The 24,038-nt window shown below is 65.4% G+C and carries 22 protein-coding genes and 1 tRNA gene; 12 read left to right on the top strand and 11 right to left on the bottom strand.

The genetic code is table 11. The features are described 5' to 3' along the window. Positions 1 to 2: 2 nt before the first annotated feature. Both R2676_RS01840 and R2676_RS01835 read right to left on the bottom strand, forming a co-directional pair. Entirely contained in the window at positions 3 to 1,820 is a 1,818-nt protein-coding gene (locus R2676_RS01840; protein ID WP_206274893.1) for a chloride channel protein, read from the bottom strand. A 4-nt stretch (positions 1,821 to 1,824) separates the two neighbouring features. Further along, positions 1,825 to 2,262 (bottom strand): MarR family winged helix-turn-helix transcriptional regulator, encoded by a 438-nt coding sequence (locus R2676_RS01835; protein WP_027680748.1) that lies wholly within the window; start codon positions 2,260 to 2,262, stop codon positions 1,825 to 1,827. A 337-nt stretch (positions 2,263 to 2,599) separates the two neighbouring features. Between R2676_RS01835 and R2676_RS01830 the strand changes: the two genes are divergently transcribed. After that, positions 2,600 to 3,802 carry an MFS transporter gene (locus R2676_RS01830; RefSeq protein WP_206274894.1) on the top strand — a complete coding sequence of 401 codons (1,203 nt, stop codon included), beginning with the start codon at positions 2,600 to 2,602 and terminating at the stop codon, positions 3,800 to 3,802. A gap of 23 nt (positions 3,803 to 3,825) precedes the next feature. Beyond that, positions 3,826 to 4,632 (top strand): 2,5-didehydrogluconate reductase DkgB, encoded by an 807-nt coding sequence (gene dkgB / locus R2676_RS01825; RefSeq protein WP_206274895.1) that lies wholly within the window; start codon positions 3,826 to 3,828, stop codon positions 4,630 to 4,632. An 83-nt stretch (positions 4,633 to 4,715) separates the two neighbouring features. Here the strand turns inward: dkgB and ilvD are convergent, their stop codons facing one another. The 5 genes from ilvD to R2676_RS01800 form a co-directional block, all read right to left on the bottom strand. Continuing rightward, positions 4,716 to 6,575, bottom strand: a complete 1,860-nt coding sequence (ilvD, locus tag R2676_RS01820) for a dihydroxy-acid dehydratase (RefSeq protein WP_206274896.1) — start codon at positions 6,573 to 6,575, stop codon at positions 4,716 to 4,718. A 200-nt stretch (positions 6,576 to 6,775) separates the two neighbouring features. After that, positions 6,776 to 6,860, bottom strand: a tRNA-Leu gene (locus R2676_RS01815). Between the two features lie 66 nt (positions 6,861 to 6,926). Further along, positions 6,927 to 7,811 (bottom strand): NAD(P)-dependent oxidoreductase, encoded by an 885-nt coding sequence (locus tag R2676_RS01810; RefSeq protein WP_206274959.1) that lies wholly within the window; start codon positions 7,809 to 7,811, stop codon positions 6,927 to 6,929. Between the two features lie 21 nt (positions 7,812 to 7,832). Then, entirely contained in the window at positions 7,833 to 9,002 is a 1,170-nt protein-coding gene (locus R2676_RS01805; protein ID WP_206274960.1) for an ABC transporter substrate-binding protein, read from the bottom strand. A gap of 41 nt (positions 9,003 to 9,043) precedes the next feature. Then, positions 9,044 to 9,985 (bottom strand): CysB family HTH-type transcriptional regulator, encoded by a 942-nt coding sequence (locus tag R2676_RS01800; protein WP_012762606.1) that lies wholly within the window; start codon positions 9,983 to 9,985, stop codon positions 9,044 to 9,046. 153 nt (positions 9,986 to 10,138) lie between these two features. Between R2676_RS01800 and R2676_RS01795 the strand changes: the two genes are divergently transcribed. From R2676_RS01795 to cobA, 7 genes are all read left to right on the top strand, one after another. Next, the gene (locus R2676_RS01795; RefSeq protein ID WP_206274961.1) at positions 10,139 to 10,912 is read left to right on the top strand and encodes a sulfite exporter TauE/SafE family protein; all 774 of its coding nucleotides are present in this window, start codon (positions 10,139 to 10,141) and stop codon (positions 10,910 to 10,912) included. 125 nt (positions 10,913 to 11,037) lie between these two features. After that, positions 11,038 to 12,699, top strand: coding sequence for a nitrite/sulfite reductase (locus R2676_RS01790; RefSeq protein WP_027680756.1), 1,662 nt, complete (start codon positions 11,038 to 11,040; stop codon positions 12,697 to 12,699). Between the two features lie 18 nt (positions 12,700 to 12,717). Then, a complete protein-coding gene (locus R2676_RS01785; RefSeq protein ID WP_206274962.1) occupies positions 12,718 to 13,263 on the top strand; it encodes a DUF934 domain-containing protein in 546 nt (181 codons plus the stop codon). Beyond that, on the top strand, positions 13,260 to 14,087 hold the full coding sequence (locus R2676_RS01780; RefSeq protein WP_206274963.1) for a phosphoadenylyl-sulfate reductase: 828 nt from the start codon (positions 13,260 to 13,262) through the stop codon (positions 14,085 to 14,087). Before R2676_RS01785 ends, R2676_RS01780 begins: the two co-directional genes overlap by 4 nt. 20 nt (positions 14,088 to 14,107) lie before the next feature. Next, positions 14,108 to 15,058 carry a sulfate adenylyltransferase subunit CysD gene (gene cysD, locus R2676_RS01775; protein WP_102066630.1) on the top strand — a complete coding sequence of 317 codons (951 nt, stop codon included), beginning with the start codon at positions 14,108 to 14,110 and terminating at the stop codon, positions 15,056 to 15,058. A gap of 2 nt (positions 15,059 to 15,060) precedes the next feature. Then, positions 15,061 to 16,368: a sulfate adenylyltransferase subunit 1 gene (locus R2676_RS01770; RefSeq protein WP_206274964.1), complete on the top strand. Its 1,308-nt coding sequence runs from the start codon at positions 15,061 to 15,063 to the stop codon at positions 16,366 to 16,368. Between the two features lie 56 nt (positions 16,369 to 16,424). Next, positions 16,425 to 17,231, top strand: a complete 807-nt coding sequence (gene cobA, locus R2676_RS01765) for a uroporphyrinogen-III C-methyltransferase (RefSeq protein ID WP_206274965.1) — start codon at positions 16,425 to 16,427, stop codon at positions 17,229 to 17,231. A 15-nt stretch (positions 17,232 to 17,246) separates the two neighbouring features. Here cobA and R2676_RS01760 read toward each other — a convergent pair whose 3' ends face one another. Next, entirely contained in the window at positions 17,247 to 18,263 is a 1,017-nt protein-coding gene (locus tag R2676_RS01760) for a zinc-dependent alcohol dehydrogenase family protein (RefSeq protein ID WP_206274966.1), read from the bottom strand. Between the two features lie 125 nt (positions 18,264 to 18,388). Between R2676_RS01760 and R2676_RS01755 the strand changes: the two genes are divergently transcribed. Both R2676_RS01755 and R2676_RS01750 read left to right on the top strand, forming a co-directional pair. Further along, the gene (locus R2676_RS01755; RefSeq protein ID WP_206274967.1) at positions 18,389 to 19,285 is read left to right on the top strand and encodes a LysR family transcriptional regulator; all 897 of its coding nucleotides are present in this window, start codon (positions 18,389 to 18,391) and stop codon (positions 19,283 to 19,285) included. A 29-nt stretch (positions 19,286 to 19,314) separates the two neighbouring features. Beyond that, on the top strand, positions 19,315 to 19,731 hold the full coding sequence (locus tag R2676_RS01750; protein WP_206274968.1) for a 5-carboxymethyl-2-hydroxymuconate Delta-isomerase: 417 nt from the start codon (positions 19,315 to 19,317) through the stop codon (positions 19,729 to 19,731). Here R2676_RS01750 and R2676_RS01745 read toward each other — a convergent pair. Genes R2676_RS01745 through lptF form a run of 3 tightly spaced genes read right to left on the bottom strand, consistent with a single transcriptional unit; the run spans position 19,728 to position 22,410 of the window. Then, on the bottom strand, positions 19,728 to 20,099 hold the full coding sequence (locus tag R2676_RS01745) for a sirohydrochlorin chelatase (RefSeq protein WP_206274969.1): 372 nt from the start codon (positions 20,097 to 20,099) through the stop codon (positions 19,728 to 19,730). The genes R2676_RS01750 and R2676_RS01745 overlap by 4 nt on opposite strands. After that, positions 20,099 to 21,292 carry an LPS export ABC transporter permease LptG gene (gene lptG, locus R2676_RS01740; RefSeq protein ID WP_410482475.1) on the bottom strand — a complete coding sequence of 398 codons (1,194 nt, stop codon included), beginning with the start codon at positions 21,290 to 21,292 and terminating at the stop codon, positions 20,099 to 20,101. The genes R2676_RS01745 and lptG overlap by 1 nt, the downstream gene beginning before the upstream one ends. After that, positions 21,292 to 22,410 (bottom strand): LPS export ABC transporter permease LptF, encoded by a 1,119-nt coding sequence (gene lptF, locus R2676_RS01735; protein WP_027680766.1) that lies wholly within the window; start codon positions 22,408 to 22,410, stop codon positions 21,292 to 21,294. Before lptF ends, lptG begins: the two co-directional genes overlap by 1 nt. 114 nt (positions 22,411 to 22,524) lie before the next feature. On the opposite strand from lptF, the gene R2676_RS01730 reads away from it, so the two are divergent. Then, the gene (locus R2676_RS01730) at positions 22,525 to 24,033 is read left to right on the top strand and encodes a leucyl aminopeptidase (protein WP_206274971.1); all 1,509 of its coding nucleotides are present in this window, start codon (positions 22,525 to 22,527) and stop codon (positions 24,031 to 24,033) included. The last annotated feature ends 5 nt before the right edge of the window (positions 24,034 to 24,038 follow it).

Below are 24,038 nucleotides of genomic sequence, written 5' to 3'. Positions count from 1 at the left end.
GACTAGCGCGCCCCGCGGCCGGCGCGCCGACGGCGCAGTTCAAGCTGCGTGCGTGCGCCCGCCAGCGGCACACGGCGGAAGCGTTCACGGCGCTGTTCTTCATCAAAGAAGGCCAGCGATGGTTTGACCAGATCGCTGCGCGAGACAATGCCCACCAACGCGCGCGATTGCGAATCGGCCACCACAGGCAGCCGCTCCAGCCCATGCACCGCCAGCCGTGTGGCAACGATGCGGCAGGTCTCGCCCGGCAACGCCATCACGGGGGCGTTTGCACCAAACAATTCGGCCACGGTGACGGCGCCGCGCGTCTGGCCTGCCAGCAGCGCATCGCGGTCGAGCATGCCGATCAGCCTGCCATTCGGCCCGCCTTGCACCACGGGAAATGCGCGGTGCGCCTGCCTGGCGCCAAAGCGGTCGGCGAGTGTATCGGCCAGCGTGGCCTGTGCGTCGATGGTCTGCACGGAACGCGTCATCACCTCGTCCACGGCGTGGCGCTCGAGCGGATCGACAGCGTATTCGCGATAGATGTGGAAGCCGCGGCGCGCGATCTTCTCGGTCATGATCGAGCGCGGCATGGTCAGCACGACAAAACCGTAGGACACCGCGACCGCAAGCAAAATCGGCAGCAGCGCATTGACATCGTGCGTGAGCCCAAAGGCGAAGACGATGGCCGTGAGCGGGGCGCCCAGCACACCGGCCAGCATGGCGGCCATGCAGACAAGCGGCCACAGGCCCGGATCGCCGCCCGGCAGCACAGGCCCGACGAGCACACCAAGACCAGCGCCCATCATCAGCAGCGGAGCGAGCACACCGCCCGACGTGCCCGAGCCCAGCGCGATCACCCAGATGATGGCCTTGACCACCAGCAGCGCCAGCGCTACGCGGATGGCGAGATGGTTGTGCAGCAAATCGCCGATGACGTCGTAGCCGACGCCCAGCGCGCGCGGTTCGAAATAGCCGCCAATGCCCACCACCAGGCCGCCGATGGCCGGCCACCACATCCAGTGGATCGGCAGGCGGCCGAACAGGTCTTCGGTCTTGTACAGCGCCATCGACAGCGAGCGCGCCAGCGCGCCGCACAGCAACCCGGCGATCACGCAGGAGCCCAGCGCAGGCAGCGTCGCGGGCGCGGTTTCCAGCGGGAAGAGGGGGCCGGGCTCCAGCACCAGCACACGGAGGAAGCCCGCCACCGCGCAGGCCACCGCCACGGGCAGCATGCTGCGCGGGCGCCATTCGAACAGCAGCAGCTCCACCGCCAGCAGCAAGGCGGCGACGGGCGTGCCGAATACGGCGGTCATGCCGGCCGTGGCACCGGCCACCAGCAGGGTCTTGCGCTCAGCCGCCGTCAGCTTGAAGAACTGCGCGAACAGCGAGCCGATCGCGCCGCCGGTCATGATGATCGGGCCTTCCGCGCCAAACGGCCCGCCGCTGCCGATCACGACGCCCGACGACAGCGGCTTGAGCACCGCCACCTTCGGCGACATCTTGCTCTTGCCGAACAGGATCGCTTCGATGGCCTCGGGAATGCCGTGACCGCGGATCTTCTCCGAACCGAAGCGCGCCATCAGCCCGACGATGAGCCCGCCGAGGAGCGGCACCGCAATCACCCAGGCGCCGAGCGTATTGGTGGCCGGCGATCGATCCGCCAGCGACAGCGTCTGGAAAAAGAACAGGTTGGTGAAGAAGCGGATCAGGTGGAGCAGCACCGTCGCCGCCAGCGTGGCAAACGCAGCGATGACGACAGCCAGCGCCGTGGTGCGGAACAGCGTGGTGTCCGTTGCAAAGTCGCGCCGAGGCTGTGTGTGTTCAACGGTGTGCATGACGTTACTGCTCGGCGGTGGGCTCGGCGGGTTGATCGAGGTGCGGAAGCTTGAAGGCGCGGCTGAAGGCCGACAGCTCGCTCTGGTGCAGCTCGGCCAGCAGCGCAACGAGGTGATCGCCCTTTCTGGAAAGATGCACTTCCACTTGGCGGGCGTCGGTATCGCTCTGACGGCGCACGACCAGACCGGCTTCTTCGCAACGCGTGACGAGCGCCGCCGTGCCGTGCGGCGCCGCCTGCAGGCGCTCGGCCAGCTCGCCAACGGTCGCCCATTCACGTCCGGCATAGCCTTTCACGTGCAGCAGCAATTGATACTGCAGCGGGGTGATGCCCTTGGCCTGGATCAGATCTTCGGACGCGCGCAGGAAGCGGCGCAGGTGGTAGCGGAAATTGGAGAGGTTCTCGAAATCCTGCTTGGACAAAGGGCGTGCGGAAGTGGACATGGCGCAAATAATGGGTTTGCGGTCGAATATATCACTATGTGACATATATTGGAAAGCCGACGCGCGCGCTGTGCTGACACCCCGCAGTGCGCCCCAATCAACATGCATTGTTGATTGACAATCAAGACTGTTTCGTCGACGGACGGGTTTTTCTGCAAAGGTGGAGCCCGCACACTGCAATCCATGCTTATTACGCAGGCCCAGGCGCCATCGTTCTGGCGACGGCGCCGGACGCGTTGCATTTCCCCAGAAATCGTCGCCCGCTTGCTCAAAGGTTTGCGGAAATCGCGGCAGAGGTCCTGCCCGCTTTCCAATCCTCTGCTCTGGAGTACACCGTATGAATTCCATCCAAACTTCCACCGAGCGCGAACGCAGCAGCGCCACACTGCCGCTGCTCGCGCTTGCCGCCGGCGCCTTTGGTATCGGCACGACCGAGTTCTCGCCGATGGGCCTGCTGCCTGTGATTGCCGACGGCGTGCATGTATCGATTCCACAGGCCGGCATGCTGATCAGCGCATACGCCATTGGCGTCATGGTCGGCGCGCCGATCATGACGTTGCTTCTTGCACGCTGGCCGCGCCGCAAGGCGCTGATCGCGCTGATGAGCATCTTCACCATCGGCAATCTGCTCTCTGCTGTGGCGCCGGATTACATGACGCTGCTGCTCGCGCGGCTCGTCACCAGCCTCAACCACGGCGCGTTCTTCGGGCTGGGTTCGGTGGTGGCCGCCAGCCTTGTGCCGCACGAGAAGCAGGCCAGCGCCGTGGCAACGATGTTCATGGGCCTGACGATCGCCAACGTCGGCGGTGTGCCGGCCGCGACGTGGCTGGGCCAGATGATCGGCTGGCGCATGTCGTTTGCCGCCACGGCAAGCCTGGGCGTGATCGCCATCGCGGGCTTGTTCACCGCACTGCCGAAGGGCGATGCCGGCAAGATGCCCAACCTGCGCGCCGAGCTGGCCGTGCTGACACGTCCCGTGGTGCTTGGCGCGCTTGCCACGACGGTGCTCGGTGCCGGCGCGATGTTCACGCTTTACACGTACGTTGCCCCGACGCTTGCACAGCTGACCGGCGCCTCGCCGGCGTTCGTGACGGCCATGCTGGTGCTGATCGGCATCGGCTTTTCGATCGGCAACATTGCCGGCGGCCGCTTGGCCGATCGCTCGCTCGACGGCAGCCTGATCGGTTTCCTCGTGCTGTTGATCGTGACGATGCTCGCGTTTCCCGTGTTGGCCAAGACGCACGTCGGTGCCGCCACCGCCTTGCTGGTGTGGGGCATTGCCACGTTCGCGGTTGTGCCGCCGCTGCAGATGCGCGTGATGCGTGCCGCGGCTGAGGCGCCGGGCCTTGCGTCGTCGGTCAACGTGGGCGCGTTCAACCTCGGCAACGCGCTGGGCGCGGCAGCGGGCGGTGCGGCCATCTCCGCAGGCCTGGGCTATGCGGCGGTGCCGATTGTCGGCGCGGTGATTGCTGCGGCAGGCCTAGCGCTGGTGGGGCTGCACGTGGTGCAGCGCCGGGCGCGCCTCGCCATGAACCCCTGATTCGATCTTCCCTGGAGCACAAGATGAACAAGATTCCCGCTTTCGGCCTCGGCACGTTCCGCCTGAAGGGCCAGGTTGTCATCGACTCGGTTCGCAATGGCCTGGAACTCGGCTACCGCGCAATCGACACAGCACAGATCTACGGCAACGAAGCCGACGTGGGTGAGGCGATTGCCAGCTCAGGTGTGCGTCGCGAAGACCTCTTCCTCACCACCAAGATCTGGGTCGACAACTACGCCAAGGACAAGCTGGCGCCAAGCCTCGAAGACAGCCTCGCCAAGCTGCGCACCGATTACGTCGACCTCACGCTGATCCACTGGCCTGCGCCCAACAACGGCGTGTCGCTCGAAGAATTCATGACTGCGCTGGCCGAAGCCAAGGCCCGGGGTTTGACGCGCGAGATCGGCGTCTCGAACTTCAACATCGCGCTGACGCAACAGGCGATGGCGGTGGTCGGCAATGACGCCATCGCCACCAACCAGATCGAGTTGAGCCCGTATCTGCAGAACCGCAAGCTCGTCGAATTCCTGCAGCGCGAGGGCGTTCATGTCACGTCTTACATGACGCTCGCCTACGGCAAGGTGCTGGGCGATCCGGTAATCGGCGCGATTGCACAGCGGCACGAGGCGACGCCGGCGCAGGTGGCGCTGGCCTGGGCGATGCAGCTCGGCTATTCGGTGATCCCGTCGTCGACCAAGCGTGAAAATCTTGCGAGCAACCTGCGCGCACAAACGCTGCAACTGACCGCTGACGACATGGCGCAGATCGCCGCGCTTGAGCGCAACGGCCGCGACGTTTCACCAGACGGGCTGGCGCCGCAGTGGGATTGAACATCGCAGCACCGACGCAATAGAAAAAGCCGCTCCGAAGAGCGGCTTTTTTCACGTGGATCGAGCGCTTGGCCCGTGCTGCGTCAGTCGTCCAGTTGCGACAGGTCGCGCACTGCGCCCTTGTCCGCCGACATGACCAGCTTCGCGTACGCCTTGAGCGCGGCCGACACCTTGCGCGGACGCGGCTGCGCAGGCTTCCAGCCCTTGGCGTTCTGCTCTTCGCGGCGACGCGCGAGTTCTTCATCCGACACCAGCACGTTGATCGTGCGGTTGGGGATGTCGATGCGGATCTTGTCACCGTTGCGCACCAGGCCGATCGCGCCGCCTGCAGCCGCTTCCGGCGAGCAGTGACCAATCGACAGGCCCGACGTGCCGCCCGAGAAGCGGCCGTCCGTCAGCAGCGCACAGGCTTTGCCCAGGCCCTTGGACTTGATGTAGCTCGTCGGGTACAGCATTTCCTGCATGCCGGGGCCGCCCTTCGGGCCCTCGTAACGCACGACCACCACGTCGCCGGCCTTGACCTTGTCGGCGAGGATGTTCTCGACCGCTTCGTCCTGCGATTCCGTCACATGCGCCGTGCCTTCGAACACGAGGATGCTCTCGTCCACGCCCGCGGTCTTCACCACGCAGCCGTCCAGCGCGATGTTGCCCCTCAGGACGGCCAGGCCGCCTTCCTTGGAGAACGCATGTTCGTGCGAGCGGATGCAGCCCTCGGCGCGGTCCAGGTCCAGGCTCGGCCAGCGCGTGTTCTGGCTGAAGGCCACCTGCGTCGGGATACCGGCCGGGCCGGCACGGTAGAACGTCTGCACGGCTTCATCCGACGTGCGGACGATGTCCCACTGGTCCAGCGCGTCCTTCATCGTGGGCGCGTGCACGGTGGGTGCGTCGGTGTGCAGCTTGCCGGCGCGGTCCAGCTCACCCAGGATGGCCATGATACCGCCAGCGCGGTGCACGTCTTCGATGTGGTACTTGTTCGTGTTCGGCGCGACCTTGCACAGCTGCGGCACGACGCGCGAAAGGCGGTCGATGTCCGCCATCGTGAAGTCGATTTCGGCTTCTTGCGCGATGGCCAGCAGGTGCAGGATCGTGTTGGTCGAGCCACCCATCGCGATGTCCAGCGTCATGGCGTTCTCAAATGCCTTGAAGCCGACCGAGCGCGGCAGCACGCGCTCGTCGTCCTGCTCGTAGTACTGGCGGGCCAGTTCAACGATGCGGCGGCCGGCGCGCTTGAAGAGCTGTTCGCGGTCTGCGTGCGTGGCGACCACGGTGCCGTTGCCGGGCAGCGACAGGCCGAGCGCTTCGGTCAGGCAGTTCATCGAGTTGGCCGTGAACATGCCCGAGCACGAACCGCAGGTCGGGCAAGCCGAGCGTTCGACTTCGGCCACTTCCTCGTCGGAATACTTGCTGTCGGCCGCGATCACCATCGCGTCGATCAGGTCCAGCTTCTTGATCTCGATGGCCTTGGTGACGGGGTTTGCCAGGCGCGTCTTGCCTGCTTCCATCGGGCCGCCGGAGACGAAGATCACCGGAATGTTCAGGCGCATGGCCGCCATCAGCATGCCCGGGGTGATCTTGTCGCAGTTGGAGATGCAGACCATGGCATCGGCGCAGTGCGCGTTGACCATGTATTCGACCGAGTCGGCAATGATGTCGCGGCTGGGCAGCGAATACAGCATGCCGTCGTGGCCCATGGCGATGCCGTCATCCACGGCGATCGTGTTGAATTCCTTGGCAACCCCGCCCGCCGCTTCGATCTCGCGCGCGACGAGCTGGCCCAGGTCTTTCAGGTGCACGTGGCCGGGAACGAACTGGGTGAACGAGTTGACCACCGCGATGATCGGCTTCTGGAAGTCTTCGTCTTTCATGCCGGTGGCGCGCCAGAGCGAGCGTGCCCCCGCCATGTTGCGGCCGGCGGTGGAGGTTTTGGAACGGTATGCGGGCATTTTGGGTGCTGAAGAAAGTCGATGGTGGGGCGGGCCACGCGGATAAAGGCCCTCGCGCCCGTGCGATCAACCTCTTGAGCCGCGCCCGGGGCAAAACCGCCATTATCCCACGCCGCGCTGGGCGTGTTGCCGGCTGTCATCGCGTTGCCGAACGCCCAATGAAAAAGCCGCTTCTGCGTGAACAGAAGCGGCTTGAATTCTGGTGCCCGAGGCCGGAATCGAACCGGCACGCCTTGCGGCGGGGGATTTTGAGTCCCCTGCGTCTACCAATTTCACCACTCGGGCAGGTGCTGATGAGCCGGCAATTATGCCAGAAGTCCGGCCAGCCAAACAAGGCGGGCCGGAAGACGCTCAATCCGTCTGCTGGTTGTTCTGCTGCTCGAGCACGCGCAGCAGCGACGCCGTATCGTCATACCCCCAGCCGTTGGCGACCAGCGTATTGAGCTGCGAAGCCACTAGCTCCATCGCCGGCATCTGCAGGCCCAGTTCCTGGGCGATCTCGCGCACGAGGCCGAAATCCTTGTCGTGCAGGCGCGCTTCGATGCCGGCGGCAAAGTTGCGCTCCGCCATCTTGGGGCCCTCCAGGTCGAGCATGCGGCTGCCGGCAAAGCCCGGGCCGATGGCGGCCAGCACGCGCGACGGATCGGTGCCCTGAGCGCGTGCAAAGAGCATGGCTTCGGCAATGCCCTGAATATTGATGACCTGCACGATCTGGTTGCACGCCTTGGCGACCTGGCCGGCACCGTGATCGCCGACGTGCGTGATCGTCGTGCCCAGCAGTTGGAGCAGCGGCCGCACGCGTTCCAGCACTTCGGCCTTGCCGCCAACCATGATCGACAGCGTGGCCTTCTGTGCGCCTGCGGTGCCGCCTGAGACCGGCGCATCCAGGAACTCCAGGCCCGCCGCTTCCAAATCGGCCGCGATCCGGCGTGTGGCGACAGCGGAGATCGTGCTGTGATCGACGCACACCGCGCCACGCGGCGCGCCGTGGATGACGCCGTCCGGCCCGAGCAGCACGCTTTCCACATCGGCTGTGGACGTCACGTTGGTGAAGATCACCTCCGCGTCGCGCGCCGCTTCGGCGGGCGTGTTGACGGGCTCGGCGCCGAGGGCGCGGGCGTTGTCGGCGGCTTCCGGGCGGCGCACATAGGCGCGCACGGTGTGCCCGGCGGCAATCAGGTGCTGGACCATCGGCGTGCCCATGTTGCCGAGGCCGATGAAGGCAATGCGTGTCATGGCAAATCTCTGCGTGTTGGATTAGCGCGGGCCGGCGTATGCGAAACGGCCGTTCTTGATGATGCCCATCACGCGCGAACGTTGGTCGAAGCCTTGGTGATCCTGGGCATTCAGGTTCAGCACGCCGTTGGGCACGGTCAGATCGCGCGTCGTTTCCAGCGCATCGCGCAGGGCGGCGCGGAAGGCGGGGGTGCCGGGCGTGGCGCCGCTCTTGAGCGCCCGGGCCGTGGCGTTGTCGAGCAGCTGCCACGCGCCCCATGCATCGCCCGCGAACTGCGTGACGGTGTTGGGGCCGTACTTGGCTTCATAGCGATCGGCAAATTCCACGGCGACCTTGCGCACCGGGTGGCTGGCCGGCAACTCGCGCGCCACCACCACGGGGCCGGTCGGGAAGAGCGTGCCTTCCACGTCCTTGCCGCCCACCTTCAGGAATTCGGTGCTGGCGATGCCGTGTGTCTGGTAAATGCGGCCCTTGTAGCCGCGCTCCACCAGCGTGCGTTGGGGCAGGGCGGCCGGGGTGCCGGCGCCGGCAATCAGGATGGCGTCGGGCTTGGCGGCCATCAGCTTGAGAATCTGCCCCGTCACGCTGGTATCCGTGCGCGCAAAACGCTCGTTGGCCACCACGCGCAGCTTGCGCACGTCGGCCAGCTTCGAGAATTCACGCCACCAGCTTTCGCCATACGCATCCGTAAAGCCGATGAAGCCGACGGTGTGCACGCCGTTGTCCGCCATGTGCTGGGTGACGAGCGTGGCCATCTGCGAATCGTTCTGCGGCATCTTGAAGGCCCAGCGGCGCTTGGCGTCCTGCGGTTCGACGATGGAGGCGGAAGCTGCCAGCGTGACCATCGGCGTTTGCCCTTCGGCCACGGCATCGAGCGAGGCCAGTGCCGTCGGCACGATCGTCGGGCCAACGATGACATCGACCTTGTCTTCGGCGATCAGCTTGCGCACGTTGCGCACCGCCATCGACGGGTCGGAGGCATCGTCCAGCACGATGACCTGCGCGCGCTGGCCGCCGATGGTCGCCGGCCACATCTGCACGGTGTTCTTGCTGGGAATGCCGATGGCCGCGGCGGGGCCGGTGGTCGACAGCACCACGCCCACGCGGATGTCGGCTTGGGCAGGCAGGGCAAGTGCAGCAGCGCTGGCAAAGAGCGCCATGCCGCACAGCAGGCGACGTCGGGTCGTCATGAAATCTCCGGGAAGTTCGAGTGTTGCGGATTGCCGGCGGATCAAAGCTCGTACGCTTCGTGATCGCCGGACATGAGTTGTTCGACCAGCTTGCGCGTGAGCGTCGGCGCAAACAGTTCGATGAACGTGTAGACGAAGCCGCGCAGGTACGCCCCTTGTTTGACGCCCAGGTGCGTGACGTTGGTGCCGAACAGGTGTCCGGCCGGAATGGCGCGCAGGTTGCGGTCGCGCTCGGCATCGAACGCGACGCCGGCCACGATGCCCACGCCCAGGCCCACTTCCACGTACGTCTTGATGACGTCGGCGTCGATGGCTTCGAGCACGATGTCGGGCTTGATCTGGCGCAGCTCGAACGCGTGGTCGATCTTGGGCCGGCCGGCAAAGTGGTGGTCGTACGTGATGATCGGGTAACCCTTCAGGTCGTCCAGCGTCAGGTGCTGGCGCGACAGAAGCGGGTGGTCAGGTGGCGTCACCACCACATGCTGCCACTGGTAGCCCGGGATCGAGATCAGATCCTTCACGTGCGACATGCCTTCGGTGGCGATGGCGATGTCGGCCTGGTCGTGCAGCACCATCTCGGCAATCTGCGCGGGCGTGCCCTGCTGAATGGAAAGGCGCACCTTGGGATATTTGCGCGTGAATTCGGCAATCGCCTTGGGCAGGGCGTAGCGCGCCTGCGTGTGCGTGGTGGCGATGGTGAAGTTGCCCTGGTCCTGTGCGGCGTAGTCCTTGCCGACGCGCTTGAGGGTTTCCACTTCTTCTAGCACGCGCTCGACCGAGGCGAGGATGCGGCGTCCCGGCTCTGTGAGACCCCGGATGCGCTTGCCGTGCCGGGTGAAGATATCGACGCCCAACTCCTCTTCCAGCTCGATGATGGCCTTGGACACGCCGGGTTGTGATGTATAGAGCGCTTTTGCGGCCTCTGTCAGATTGAATTTCTGCCGCACGGCTTCGCGCACGAAGCGGAATTGGTGGAGGTTCATGGCTGCGCGGTCAATAAGAAAAACGGGTGCGAACTGAACGCTACTTATAACCGACACCATATAAACAAACAATTTTTTATTGGTTTGGGATATGAGGCCAGTTCATTACGATGCTCGAACTTCGTGATAACACGCCCTCACTGTCCCTGCGCCATGACGCTTGCCTATACGATTTCCGGTCTGCTGGTCGGCCTCCTGGTCGGCCTGACGGGCGTTGGCGGCGGCTCGCTGATGACGCCGCTGCTGACGCTGATGTTCGGTTTTTCGCCAGCGACCGCGGTGGGCACGGACCTGGCATTCGCCTCGCTGACCAAGGGCGTCGGTACGATGGCGCATCGCAGCCATGGTCATGTCCGCTGGGACATCGTCAAGCGCCTCTGCCTGGGCAGCCTGCCCGCCGCGCTGGTGACGGTGATCGTGCTGAAGAGTGCCGGCAACCTCGACGCTGAATGGATGCACGTGATTCGCCTGACGATTGGCGTATCGGTCATCCTGACCGTGATTTCGCTGTTGTTCCGCCAGCGCGTGCTGGGCTGGCTGGCCCGCAACCCGCGCTATCGCCTGCAAGGCACGGCGCTGGCCGCAGCCACCGTTCTCGTTGGCGCGGTGCTGGGCGTGCTGGTGACGGTGTCGTCCATCGGTGCCGGTGCGGTGGGCGCGACGCTCATCCTGATCCTGTATCCCGAGTTGAAGAGCGCCGAAGTGGCCGGCACCGACATCGCCTATGCCGTGCCGCTGACCGCCGTGGCGGGCCTGGGCCACATGTACCTGGGCACCATCGACTGGAACCTCCTGGTGTCGCTGCTGGTGGGCTCCATCCCGGGTATCTGGCTGGGCGCGCGCCTGTCCAAGAATCTGCCGGAACGTCTGGTGCGCGGCGCGCTTGCCGCCACGCTGACGATCACGGCCATCAAGCTGGTGTCGTGATGCGTGAATTCATGCCGGCGCCGCTTGATTGCCGCTGTTGTCGCTGAGACGACAGCAGCGCCATAACGAAACGCATTCCCCCAATTGAATCGCATGCCGGCCCAGCCGGATCGGACTGAACAGTCATGTACCAATACGACGCTTACGATCACCGCCTCGTCGCCGACCGCGTTGCGCAGTTCCGCGACCAGGTGCGCCGCCGTATCTCGGGCGAACTGACCGAAGAAGAGTTCCTGCCGCTGCGCCTCCAGAACGGCCTGTACTACCAGCGCCACGCCTATATGCTGCGCGTGGCGATTCCGTACGGCCATCTGCGCGCCAACCAGATGCGCATGCTCAGCCATATCGCGGCGGAGCACGACCGCGGCTACGGCCACTTCAGCACGCGCCAGAACATCCAGTACAACTGGATCGAACTGGAGCAAGTGCCGGACATCCTGGCCAAGCTGGCCTCGGTGGAAATGCACGCCATCCAGACTTCGGGCAACTGCATCCGCAACATCACGACCGACCAGTTTGCCGGCGTGGCGCCGGACGAAGTGATCGACGCGCGCCCGCTGGCGGAAATCCTGCGCCAATGGTCGACGTTCATCCCCGAGTTCGCCTTCCTGCCGCGCAAGTTCAAGATTGCGGTGTCGGCCTCGCGCCAAGACCGCGCCGTGACGCAACTGCACGACATCGGCGTCTACGCCTATGAGAAGGACGGCCAGACGCTGCTGCGCATCCTGGCCGGTGGCGGCATGGGCCGTACCCCGATCCTGGGCGCGATCATCAAGGAAGACCTGCCGTGGCAGCACATGCTGTCGTACATCGAAGCCGCCGTGCGCGTGTACAACCGCTACGGCCGTCGCGACAACAAGTACAAGGCGCGCATCAAGATTCTCGTGAAGGCCATCGGCGCAGAGGAATTTGCGCGCCAGGTGGAAGAAGAGTGGCAGCACATCAAGGACGGCCCCTCGACCATCACGCAGGCCGAATTCGACCGCGTGGCGCAGTTCTTCGCGCCGCCCGCGTATGAAAAGCTGGCCGACACCGATGCCGGCTATGAAAAGGCGCTGCTGGAGAACAAGGCGTTCGCACGCTGGGTCAGCCGTAACGTGCATCCGCACCGCGTGCCGGGCTACGCCGCGGTCACGCTGTCGCTCAAGCCGGGCGCGGCGCTGCCTCCGGGCGATGCCACGGCCGAGCAGATGGCGCTGGTGGCGGATTGGTCGGAGCGCTTCGGCTTTGGCGAGGTGCGTGTCGCGCATGAGCAGAACCTGATCCTACCGGACGTGAAGAAGCACGACCTGCTGGAGCTGTGGCAGCTGGCTAAGGAGCACGGCATGGCCACCGCCAACATCGGCCTGCTGACCGACATCATTGCGTGCCCGGGCGGCGATTTCTGCTCGCTGGCCAACGCCAAGTCGATCCCCATCGCGCAGGCGATCCAGGCGCGTTTCGACGATCTCGATTACGTGCACGACCTGGGCGAGCTGTCGCTCAACATCTCGGGTTGCATCAACTCGTGCGGTCACCACCACGTTGGCAACATCGGCATCCTGGGTGTCGATAAGCACGACGAAGAGTGGTACCAGGTGTCGCTGGGCGGAGCGCAGGGCAACGATTCGGCGATCGGCAAGATCATCGGGCCGTCGTTCAAGGCCGAAGAAATGCCCGACGTGATCGAGCGCATCATCGACACCTTTGTTGCCAACCGCACAGAAGACGAGCTGTTCATCGACACCTATCACCGCATCGGCATGACTCCGTTCAAGGAACGCGTCTACGCCCGTGCAGAAGCCTGAATGCCGAGGGAAACGAACATGAGCAAGATCATCAAGCTGCAAAACGGTGCCCCGCAAATCGTGGCTGACGAATGGACCGTGCTGCGCGCGCCGGAAGGCGGCGAACTGACGCAAGCCGATGTGGATGCTGCCGTGCACGCCATCGTGCCGCTGGCTTATTGGCAAGCCCATCGTGAAGCGCTGCTCGGCCGCGCTCGCGCCGGCACGCTGGCCGTCTGGTTGGCTCCGGACGATGAGCCGTTCGCCCTGGAAGCCGATCTGCCGAATCTGTCGCTCGTGGCGGTGGATTTCCCGGTCTTCCGCGATGGCCGTGGCTACAGCACTGCGTTCCTGCTGCGTCAGCGCCTGGGCTTCACGCGGGAGTTGCGCGCCATTGGCGACGTGCTGCGCGACCAGCTCGACTTCATGCGCCGTTGCGGTTTCGACGCCTACGCCGTGCGCGCAGACAAGAACATCGACGATGCACTGAATGGCTTCGGCGAGATCAGCGTGCGCTACCAAGGCGCCGTCGACGAGCCGCGTCCGTTGTTCCGTCGCGAGCGTGCCGTTCAGGAGGCCGCGTGAGCGACGTGCAAGACGTGAGCGTGTCCGAAGTGCCGGTGTCCGCAATCGGTCGCCCGGTGCTCTGGACGCGTCCGGCCTACACCGGCACGGCTGAAGCCCTGGCCGCGAAGGAAGCCGCGCTGTTCGAGCGCCTGGCTGAGATTGCCGCCAAGCACGGCGTGGCGAAGTTCGCCACGAGCCTCGCTGCCGAAGACATGGTCGTGACCGATGCGATCCTGCGCAGCCCCGAGGCCGTGCGCGCGCACCTGCCGATCTTCACGTTGCAGACGGGCCGTCTGCACGCCGAAACGCTGGAGATGCTCGATCGCGTCCGGGCGCATTACGGTTACGCCATCGAGCAGTACGCGCCGGACGCCCGCGCGGTGGAAGCCTACGTGCGCGACCACGGCCTCAACGCTTTTTACGACAGCATCGAGCTGCGCAAGGCTTGCTGCAACATCCGCAAGGTGGTGCCGCTGAACCGCGCGCTCAAAGACGCCGACGCGTGGCTCACGGGCCAGCGCCGCGAACAGGCCGTCACGCGTGCCGACCTGCCGTTTGCCGAAGATGACGAGGCCCGCGGCATCGCCAAGTACAACCCGCTGTTCGACTGGTCCGAGGCCGAAGTCTGGGCGTACCTCGAGCAGCACAACGTGCCCACCAACGCGCTGCACGACAAGGGCTATCCCAGCATCGGCTGCGAGCCTTGCACGCGCGCGGTGCGTGCCGGCGAGGATGTGCGCGCCGGCCGCTGGTGGTGGGAATCGCGCGACAGCAAGGAATGCGGTCTGCATGCGGCAAATGCGGTGACAAGTTCGGCGACGAACCTGTCGCAAAAGAATTGAGCGAAAGCGAAGGAAGAATCATGGGAGTGATGAGCGAGATCCCCGGCACGGCGCTGACGCCGGTGCAGAACGAACACCTCGACTGGCTGGAAGCCGAGTCGATCTACATCATCCGTGAAGTGGTGGCCGAGTGCCGCAACCCGGCGCTGCTGTTTTCCGGCGGCAAGGATTCGATCGTCATGCTGCATCTGGCGCTCAAGGCCTTCCGTCTGGGTGACCGCAAGATTGAACTGCCATTCCCGCTGGTGCACATTGATACGGGGCACAACTACCCGGAAGTGATCCAGTTTCGCGACCAGCGCGTTGCCGAACTCGGCGCGCGCCTGGTGGTCGGCCACGTGGAAGACTCCATCAAGCGCGGCACCGTGCGCCTGCGCAAGGAAACCGATTCGCGCAACGCCGCACAGGCCGTCACGCTGCTGGAAACGATCGAAGCGAACGGTTTCGATGCCCTGATGGGCGGCGCCCGTCGTGATGAAGAGAAGGCCCGTGCGAAGGAACGCATCTTCTCGTTCCGCGACGAATTCGGCCAGTGGGATCCGAAGGCGCAGCGCCCGGAACTCTGGAGCCTGTACAACGCCCGGATGGCGCAGGGCGAGCAGATGCGCGTGTTCCCGATCTCCAACTGGACGGAACTCGACGTGTGGCAGTACATCGCCCGCGAGAACCTCGCCCTGCCGCCGATCTACTACGCGCATCAGCGTGAAGTCGTGCGCAAGAACGGCCTGCTGGTGCCGGTTACGCCGATCACACCCAAGGCCGACGGCGACGTGAGCGAAGTGCTGTCGGTGCGCTTCCGCACCGTAGGGGACATCAGCTGCACTTGCCCCGTGGCGAGCACCGCCGCCACGCCGGCCGAGATCATTGCCGAGACGGCCGTGACCGAAATCACCGAACGCGGCGCCACGCGCATGGATGACCAGACGAGCGAAGCCTCGATGGAGAAGCGCAAGAAGGAAGGGTATTTCTGATCATGACAAATCAAGCATCACACCAAGGCCTGCTGCGCTTCATCACCGCCGGTTCCGTCGACGACGGCAAGAGCACGCTGATCGGCCGCCTGCTGTACGACAGCAAGGCCGTGCTGACCGACCAGCTGCAAGCGCTGGCCAACGCCAAGAACAAACGTACCGCCGGCGAGCAGATCGATTTCTCGCTGCTGACCGACGGCCTGGAAGCGGAGCGTGAACAGGGCATCACGATCGACGTGGCGTACCGTTACTTCTCGACCGCGCGCCGCAAGTTCATCATTGCCGACACGCCGGGCCACGAGCAGTACACGCGCAACATGGTGACGGGCGCCTCGACCGCGCATGCCGCCATCATCCTGATCGATGCGACGCGCGTGACGACCGTCGACGGCAAGACTGAGCTGCTGGCGCAGACCAAGCGCCATTCGGCCATCGTGAAGCTGCTGGAACTGCAGCACGTGATCGTGGCCATCAACAAGATGGACCTGGTCGACTACAGCGAGGCGCGCTTCAACGAAATCCGCACCGCCTATGATGCGCTGGCCACGCAACTCGGCCTCCGCGACGTGCGCTATGTGCCGGTGTCGGCGCTGCGCGGCGACAACATCGTGCATGCCTCCGAAGCCATGCCTTGGTATCAGGGCGAGCCGCTGCTGGCGTTGCTCGAAGACCTGAAGGTGGAAGAGACCGCCCCGGTGGGCGACGATGCGCTGCGCTTCCCGGTGCAGCTCGTGGCGCGCCAGGATGGCTCGCAAGCCGATGATTTCCGCGGCTACATGGGCCGTGTGGAAGCCGGGACCGTGCGCGTCGGCCAGGCCGTGCGCGTGCTGCCTGCCAACTGCGAAACCACCGTGGCCGAAGTGCTGACGCCCAATGGCTCAGCGGATGCGGCCGGCCCGGGCGAGACCATCACGGTGCGTCTGGCCGACGATGTGGACATTTCGCGCGGCGACACCATCGTCGCGGCTCCAACCACTGCCGCCAACGCCGCCAAGAAGCTGCATGCCGACCTGTGCTGGTTCGACGAGCATGAGCTGAACCCGGCCCGCAAATACGTGCTCAAGCACACCACGGCGACCGTGTTCGCACGCGTGTCGGATGTGGAGCGCGTGCTCGACGTGCATACGCTGTCGCACGAAACCGGCCGCAAGCAGATCGCGCTCAACGATATCGGCACGGTCAATATCAGCCTGCAAAAGCCGATCGTGTGCGACGTGTATGGCGATAACCCGGCCACCGGCGCGTTTATCCTGGTGGACGAAGCCACGCACCATACGGTCGCGGCTGGCATGATCCGTGCGTTTTCCTGATGGGAAAGGGGCGCGGTAACTCGCGCCCCGCGAGGAAAAGGCAAAGGAAGCTGCAAATGGAAGCGAAGACCCACAAGACGCTCGGCCACGTGAGCCTGATTGGTGCGGGCCCCGGCGCTGCGGACCTCATCACGGTGCGCGGCGCACGGTTGTTGGGCGAAGCCGAGGTCGTGCTGCACGACGCTCTCGTCTCGCCCGAGGTCTTCCAGTACTGCCCGCAAGCCGTGCTCATTCCGGTCGGCAAGCGATGCGGCAAGCGTTCGACTGCGCAGCGCTTCATCAACCGGCAACTCGTCGATCTGGCGACCAAGTATCAACGCGTGGTGCGCCTCAAGGGCGGTGATCCGATGCTGTTCGGCCGCGCCGATGAAGAACTGCAGGCGCTGGAGCAAGCCGGCATCGACTACGAAATCGTTCCGGGCATCACGGCCGCGCTGGCAGCCGCATCGGCGATTCGTCAGCCGTTGACCAAGCGCGGCGTCGCTCGCAGCGTCGCGTTTGTTACGCAAGCCAAGGCAACCGACCCGGACACGCCGCAACCCGAAGGCGTTGTGCCCGGCCCCGTTGCGCAGGCCGATTCGCTCGTCTACTACATGGGCCGTGATCAGGCTGCCTCCATTGCAGCGGACCTGATCGCCCGCGGCCGCGCATCGTCGACACCCGCCTGGGTAGTCGAGGCCGCGACCACGCCGGAGCAGCGCTCGGCGTGCTTCACGCTGCAGCAGATGGCCGACGGCGCCGCTGCGCAGTGGATCAACCCAGAGCATCCGAGCCTGCTGATGATCGGCGACGCCTTTGCCCTGCGCGCCTCGGCAGCGGCGCCGGAAATTCTCGCGGGCGAGCCGCATATCCTGGCGGCCTGAGGCCTTCAGCCGGCCTCAGAACGTCAGCGCAATCTTCCCGAACACCTTCCCGGCCTGCAGTGCCCCGAACGCTTCGGGCGCGTCCTGCCACGGCAGCACCTGATCGACGATCGGGCGCAGGCCGTGCAACGCCAGCGCGCTGTTCATCGCTTCAAACGACGCGCGCGGCCCCACCGATGCCGGCCGGATCACCGCCTTGCGCGCAAAGATCTCCAAGGGCGTGACACCGCCGTCGCGCCCGGCGAGGTAGCCGACGAGGTGAATCTGTCCTCCGATCCGCAACGCCTTCAGCGAGCGCTGCAGCGTGCCGCCGCCGCCCACTTCGATGACGTGATCGACGCCCCGGCCTTCCGTGCGTGCCAAGACGGCCTCATGCCATTCCGGCGTCGATCGATAGTTGATCGTGTCCGACTCGGGCACGCCCAGTGCCCTGACGCGCTCCAGCTTGGCGTCGCTGCTGGATAGCACGATGGGCCGCGCGCCGGCCATCCGCGCAAATTGCACGGCGAACATCGACACGCCGCCCGTGCCCTGCACAAGGACGGTCTCGCCGGGTTGCAGGTTGCCTGCTTCGATCAGGCAATGCCAGGCGGTGACCCCCGCGCAGGGCAGTGTGGCCGCCTCCGCGTCGCTCAGGTGCGCAGGAACGATCACCGCGCCGCCGGCGTCCAGCCGCATGGTGTCGGCCAGCCAGCCGTCGATGGGGCCGCCAAGCATGCGGCGCGTGTCGGCGTTGCGGAAGTCGCCGGCATCCCAACGTTGCCAGAACGTGCCGGCCACGCGGTCCCCGGGGCGCACGCGCGTGACGCGTTCGCCCACCGCCACGACCTCGCCAACCCCGTCCGAGAGCGGAATCAGCGGCAACGGAAAGCGCGTGAAAAAGGTGCCGCAGACGATTTCGAGATCGCGGTAGTTGAGCGATGCGGCGCGCGTCCGAACGATGATCTCGTCGGGCGCGGGCGTCGGGTCATCCCGTTCGATGGGGCGCAGGGCATCGATGCCGTAACCGTCGGTCAGAGCCAGGGCTTTCATGGGTTCCTCTTCGCTGAAGTTTTGGTGGCCGCGCACGAGGCGCGTCTGGCACGACTGTGGCGCATGTCATAAGATGAATCCAATTCAATTTGATCAGAAAAAACATAACAAAGAGGAATGTCGACATGCTCGAGGAAATGCGTACCTTTGTGCTGTTGGCGCAGACGGGCTCGATCGCTCGCGTAGCGGAGCGCCTGCCGCTCACGCAGCCGGCCGTCACCAAGCAGATTCAGCGGCTCGAACGCGCGCTGGATACCGTGCTCTTCGACCGCCGCGTCAAGCCATTCCGCCTGACAGCCGAGGGCGAGGCGGTGCTGGCCCGTTGCCGCACCATCGTCGGCGAATTCGAAGCCTTGCGCGGCAGCGTGCGGTCTTCGGGCGAACCGGAAGGCGTGCTGCGTGTGGGCGTCAGCCACGCCGTGGGCGACGCGCGATTCGCGCGTGTGCTGTCCGGCCTGCGGGAGCGCTATCCGGCGGTGTCGTTTCGTTTGAGCTGCGAGTGGGGCGGCGTCCTGCGTGAGCGTCTTCAGCGCGCCGAACTGGATGCAGCGCTGTGGCTGGCGCCGTCGGGTGTTGCCGGCCATCGCTCGGACGGCGGTATCCGCGTGATCGGCACGGAGCCGGTCAGTCTGATTGCCGCGCCCTCGCGCAAGCTGCCGGCCGCCGTGTCCATGGCGCAGGTCCGGGACGAAGCCTGGGTGCTGAATCCGGCAGGGTGCGAGATGCGCGCCTGGTTGCTCGGGCGCTACGAGGCTGATCGGCTGACGCCCAACGTGGCTGCCGAGGTGCAATCGGTGCCGTTGCAGCATGCGTTGGTGGCGGAGGGTTTCGGGCTCGGCTTCGCGCCGTTGCGACTCATCGGCGCCCAGCTTGCCGAGGGCGCGCTCTCGGCGCACAAGCTGGCAGCGGCGCCCGCACTCTGGGATGTGTGCGTGCAACGGGGTCCGTCGCTCGGCCGGCTGGGACGGGTCGTGGATGCGCTCGAAACGGCGCTGTCCACTGAAGCCGCGGTGGTGCGTTAATCACCTAACGTTCTTTTCAGGCGCCTGCGATGCCGCACGTCATCATTGAATACACCGCCAATGTCGAAGCCGATGCGCGCATCCCCGAGCTGATGCGCACGCTCAACGATGTGCTGATCGGCCACGCCGATGTGTTTCCTACCGCCGGCATCCGCACACGCGCGCTGCGCCTGGACCAGTACCGCATGGCCGACGGCGGTGCGGACGACGCCTTCATTCACGTGACGTTCAGGATCAAGGCGGGCCGACCAAAAGACGTGACGGGGCCGATCTGTGCGGCTATGTTCGCCGCCATGCGCGCGCATCTGGCCGACGTGTTTGCGCGCCGTTATCTCGGGCTGACACTGGAGCTGGTGGAGTTCGACACGCACGGCTTTCACGTCGAGAACAACGTGCATGCGCGCTTTGCGCGCGTAGCTCAATCGCAGCAGGACGGTCTGGCTTAGCCGAGCTGGCGGACGCAGTAACCGGCAATGGCGTCGAGCACGGCGTCGTCTTCGCCAACGGCGTCGACGCAACGGATGGAAAGCGTGGGGTGAGCCTGCGCGCATTGCGCGATCAGCGCAGGCAGATCGCGCCGCAAGTGGCCGCCCTGGCCGAAGAACACCGGCACGATGGTGACCGTCTGCGTGCCCTTTGCGGCCAGGTCTTCGATGGTGCCCGGCAGATCGGGCGCCATCAGTTCGAGAAAGGCGAGGCGTGTGTCGACGTCAGGCTGCTGCGTTGCCAAACGCTCGCGCAGGCGGTCGAACGGTTCACGCCAGCGGGCATCGCGCGCGCCGTGTGCAAACAGGACAAGCGCGCGGGCCGCCATCAGTGGCGCTCCACCCAGCGCAGGCTGACCAGCGCCAGTGCCAGATACAGCGCGCCCGGCACGATGGCCGTGAAGATGGCCGGCCAGGTGTTGAGCAGGCCGACGTGCGAGAACAGGTTGTTGACCAGCTGGAATGACAACCCCAGCATGATGCCGCCGAATACCTTCAGGCCGACCGCGCCCGCACGTGCATGCAGATACGCAAAGGGCAGGGCCAGCGCCATCATCACCAGCACGGTGAACGGATAGACCACCTTCTTCCACAGCGCGATCTCGTAGCGCTGCGTGTCCTGCTTGTTGTCGCGCAGGTGGCGGATGTACTGGAAGAGGTCCAGCGTGGCCATGCGGTCGGGTGTGACCATCAGCACCGACAGGATCTGCGGCGTCAGCTCGGAGCGCATTTCCTGATGCGGCAGCTTGGTCTGCTCGCCGCGGAAGTCGGGCGCCAACGCATCGGGTGCGCCCGCCACGGCCTGCACGGTGTCTTGCGGGGCGACCGTGCCGGGCTTGCGCGGGTATTCAATGAAGCGCGTCTCCGTCACGTCGTTCAGTTGCCAGTTCTGGTGGCCCTGGTAGCGCGCCTGCTCCGCCACGCGGATCGAACTCAGGCGGTAGTCCGAATCGAATTCATAGATGCGCAGCCCCTTGATGGACTGGTCCGGCTGCAGCGCGCCCACGTTGACGAAGCGGGTGACTTCGCCGCCCGTGCCGTCCGGCTTGGCGGGGCCGCGGTCCTTCACCCACACGCCCGAGCGGAACCCGGCCGACACCGTCGCGCCCAGCGCTTCCAGTCGCACCTTCTGTGCGTACTCTTCGGCTTTCGGGCCGATGAATTCACCAAAGATGTACGTCACGAGGGCCAGCGGCAGCGCAATCTTGAACAACGACAGCAGCGCACGCCGCGTGTCCAGCCCCGCCACGCGAAAGATCGTGAACTCCGACTGGCTTGCCATCTGCGAAAACACATAGATGGCGCTGATGAGCGCCGCCACCGGAATCACCTCATACACCCGCGTCGGCGCCTGCAGCATCACGTGGAAAAACGCCACAAGCGTGGTGTAGCGTCCGACGACCGAGCCCAGCTCGCCCAGCATGTCGAAGAAGATGAACAGCGCCAGCACCGCAAACAGGATGAAGACGAACACGCCGTAGATCTGGCGCGCGAAGTACTTCTCGTAGACGGGCATCTTCATCATGCCCCCGCCTTCTTGGGCGCAAAGCCGAGCACGGCGGAAATCCCCTTCAGGCCGGCCGCGCTGTAGTGCCGGAAGCGGAACAGCAGCACCGCGCAGATGAAGGCGACGAGGTGGATCGGCCACCAGGCCATGAACACGTTCATCTTGCCCTGCGAGACCCACGCCTGCGACAGGTTCAGCAGGTTCGAATACGTCAGGTAGATCAGCACCGCGAAGATCATCGGTGTGTAGCGGCCCAGGCGCGGGTTGACGTAGGCGAGCGGAATGGCGATCAGCACGAAGTTCAGCGCCAGCAGCGGCAGGCCGATCCGCCAGACCAGTTCGCCGAGGTTCTCGGGTGTCGGATTGGCGAGCAAGTCCTTGGTGGAGCGGCTCTTGGTCGGCAGGTTGGCGTCGGCCTGGGGTGGCTTGTTGGCGACCTTCACGCCGTATTTGTCGAATTCGACGATGCGGTAGTCGAGCTTGCCGGGCGTGCCTTCATAGCGGCGGCCCTTGTCGAGCACGACGAAGCGGTCGCCGTTGGGCATGGTCTTGAATTCACCGGTCTTGGCCATCGCTACGCCGATCTTGTCCTGCTCGGCATTGGCGACGAACAGGTTGCGGGCGTGCTTCATGCCGTTATCGACGCCCTCGATGAAGAGCACGTAGTTACCGTGCGCGGGCTCGATGAAGCGGCCGGCGGAGATCATCGACAGCACGTCGCGCTGCTCGAAGCGGTCGCGAAACAGCGCGCTCTGCTGGTTGGCCCACGGCCAGCCGAACAGCGCCAGGAGCGCCACCAGCACGATGAACGGCAGCGAGAAGCGCAGCACGGGGCGGATGAAATCCGTCAGGCTGATGCCCGAGGTGAACCACACCACCATCTCGGAATCCTTGTACCAGCGCGTCAGCACCAGCAACACCGAGATGAAGAGCGTGGCGCACAGCAGAATCGCCAGGTAGCCCAGCGTTGCCAGGCCGATAAGGAGCAGGACGTCGTTCGGATTCGCCTCGCCGTTGGCGGCCATGCCGAGGATGCGGATCACCAGGGTGGTCAGCATGAACGTCAGCAGCACGAGAAAGACGGCGCCGGCGGTGAAGGACAGCTCGCGTCGCAGGGCTTGTTCGAAAATCATGCGGATGCGGGATGGGAGGGCGAGGTCATGACCAGTGTGCGTTCCACCGGAGCCCCTGCGCAAAATCGCGGATAATATGGGCTTTCGTTGACTCGCCTCATAGAGAGAAGCGCGATGGAATTTAGCACAAAAGCCCTGGACTGGGCCAAAGCCGGCGCGTTGGCCGCCAAGAGCGATTGCCTCGTGATCGGTCTGTTCGAGTCGCAGACCTTGGCCGGCGCCGCAAAGGCACTGGACGTGGCCACCAAGGGCTTGGTTGCCCGCCTCGTCAAGTTGGGCGATTTTGAAGGCAAGCGTGGCACGTCGCTGCTGCTGCACGAAGTGGCCGGCGTGGGCGCCGCCCGCGTGCTGCTGGTCGGTCTGGGCAAGGAAGCCGACTTCACTGATCGCGCCTACGCCGAAGCCGTGCGCACCGCACTGCGCGCGCTGGCCAGCACCAAGGCCGCCAGCGTGACGTGGACGCTCACCGAGCACACCGCGCGCGACAAGGACACCGCCTGGGCCGTGCTGACCGCCGTCACGCTCATCCGCGAAGCCAGCTACCGCTTCATCGAGCGCCACCCGGAACTCAAGAGCAAGCGGGACAAGAGCAGCACCGGTCTGCGCAAGCTCGTGCTGTCCGTGCCGGCCGCCGACGCCAAGGCCGCCAGCGTGGCCGCCGCCCGCGGCACTGCCATCGCCAACGGCATGGACCTCACACGTGACCTCGGCAACCTGCCGTCCAACATCTGCACGCCGACCTACCTGGCCAACACCGCACGGCAGATCGCCAAGGATTTCAAGCTCAAGGTCGAAGTGCTCGGCCGCAAGCAGATCGAAGCGCTCAAGATGGGCGCCTTCCTGGCCGTGACCAAGGGCAGCGAAGAGCCGCCGCAGTTCATCGTGCTGCGCTATGAAGGCGGTCCCGCCAAGCAGGCCCCGGTGGTGCTGGTCGGCAAGGGCATCACGTTTGATACGGGCGGCATCTCGCTCAAGCCAGGTGAGGGCATGGACGAGATGAAGTACGACATGTGCGGCGCCGCCTCCGTGCTGGGCACGCTGCGCGCCGTGGCCGAGATGGGCCTCAAGCAGAACGTCATCGCCGTGGTGCCGACCTGCGAGAACATGCCCAGCGGCATCGCCACCAAGCCGGGCGACGTGGTGACCAGCATGTCGGGCCAGACCATCGAGATCCTGAACACCGACGCCGAAGGCCGCCTGATCCTGTGCGATGCGCTCACCTATGTGGAGCGCTTCAAGCCGGCCGTGGTGATCGACGTGGCAACGCTCACGGGCGCCTGCATCATCGCGCTGGGCCACATCAACACCGGCATGTACGCCCGCAGCGATGCGCTGGCCGATGCGCTGGTGGCGGCGGGCAAGCAGTCGCTGGATACCGCCTGGCGCATGCCGCTGGACGAGGAATACCAGGAGCAGCTCAAGTCGAACTTTGCCGATATGGGCAACATCGGCGGCCGCCCGGCCGGCAGCGTGACGGCCGCCTGCTTCCTGGCGCGCTTTACTGAAAAGTACGACTGGGCCCACCTCGACATCGCCGGCACGGCGTGGAAGAGCGGCGCGGCCAAGGGCGCCACGGGCCGCCCGGTGCCGCTGCTGACGCGCTTCCTGATGGACCGCGGTTGACGAGC

Origin of the sequence: Ralstonia flatus (assembly GCF_958439105.1) — a bacterium.
In the GTDB taxonomy this organism is placed as follows: Bacteria; Pseudomonadota; Gammaproteobacteria; order Burkholderiales; family Burkholderiaceae; genus Ralstonia; species Ralstonia flatus.
The sequence above is the reverse complement of the archived record's forward strand: the minus strand, read 5'-3'. Positions and strand labels throughout refer to the sequence as shown.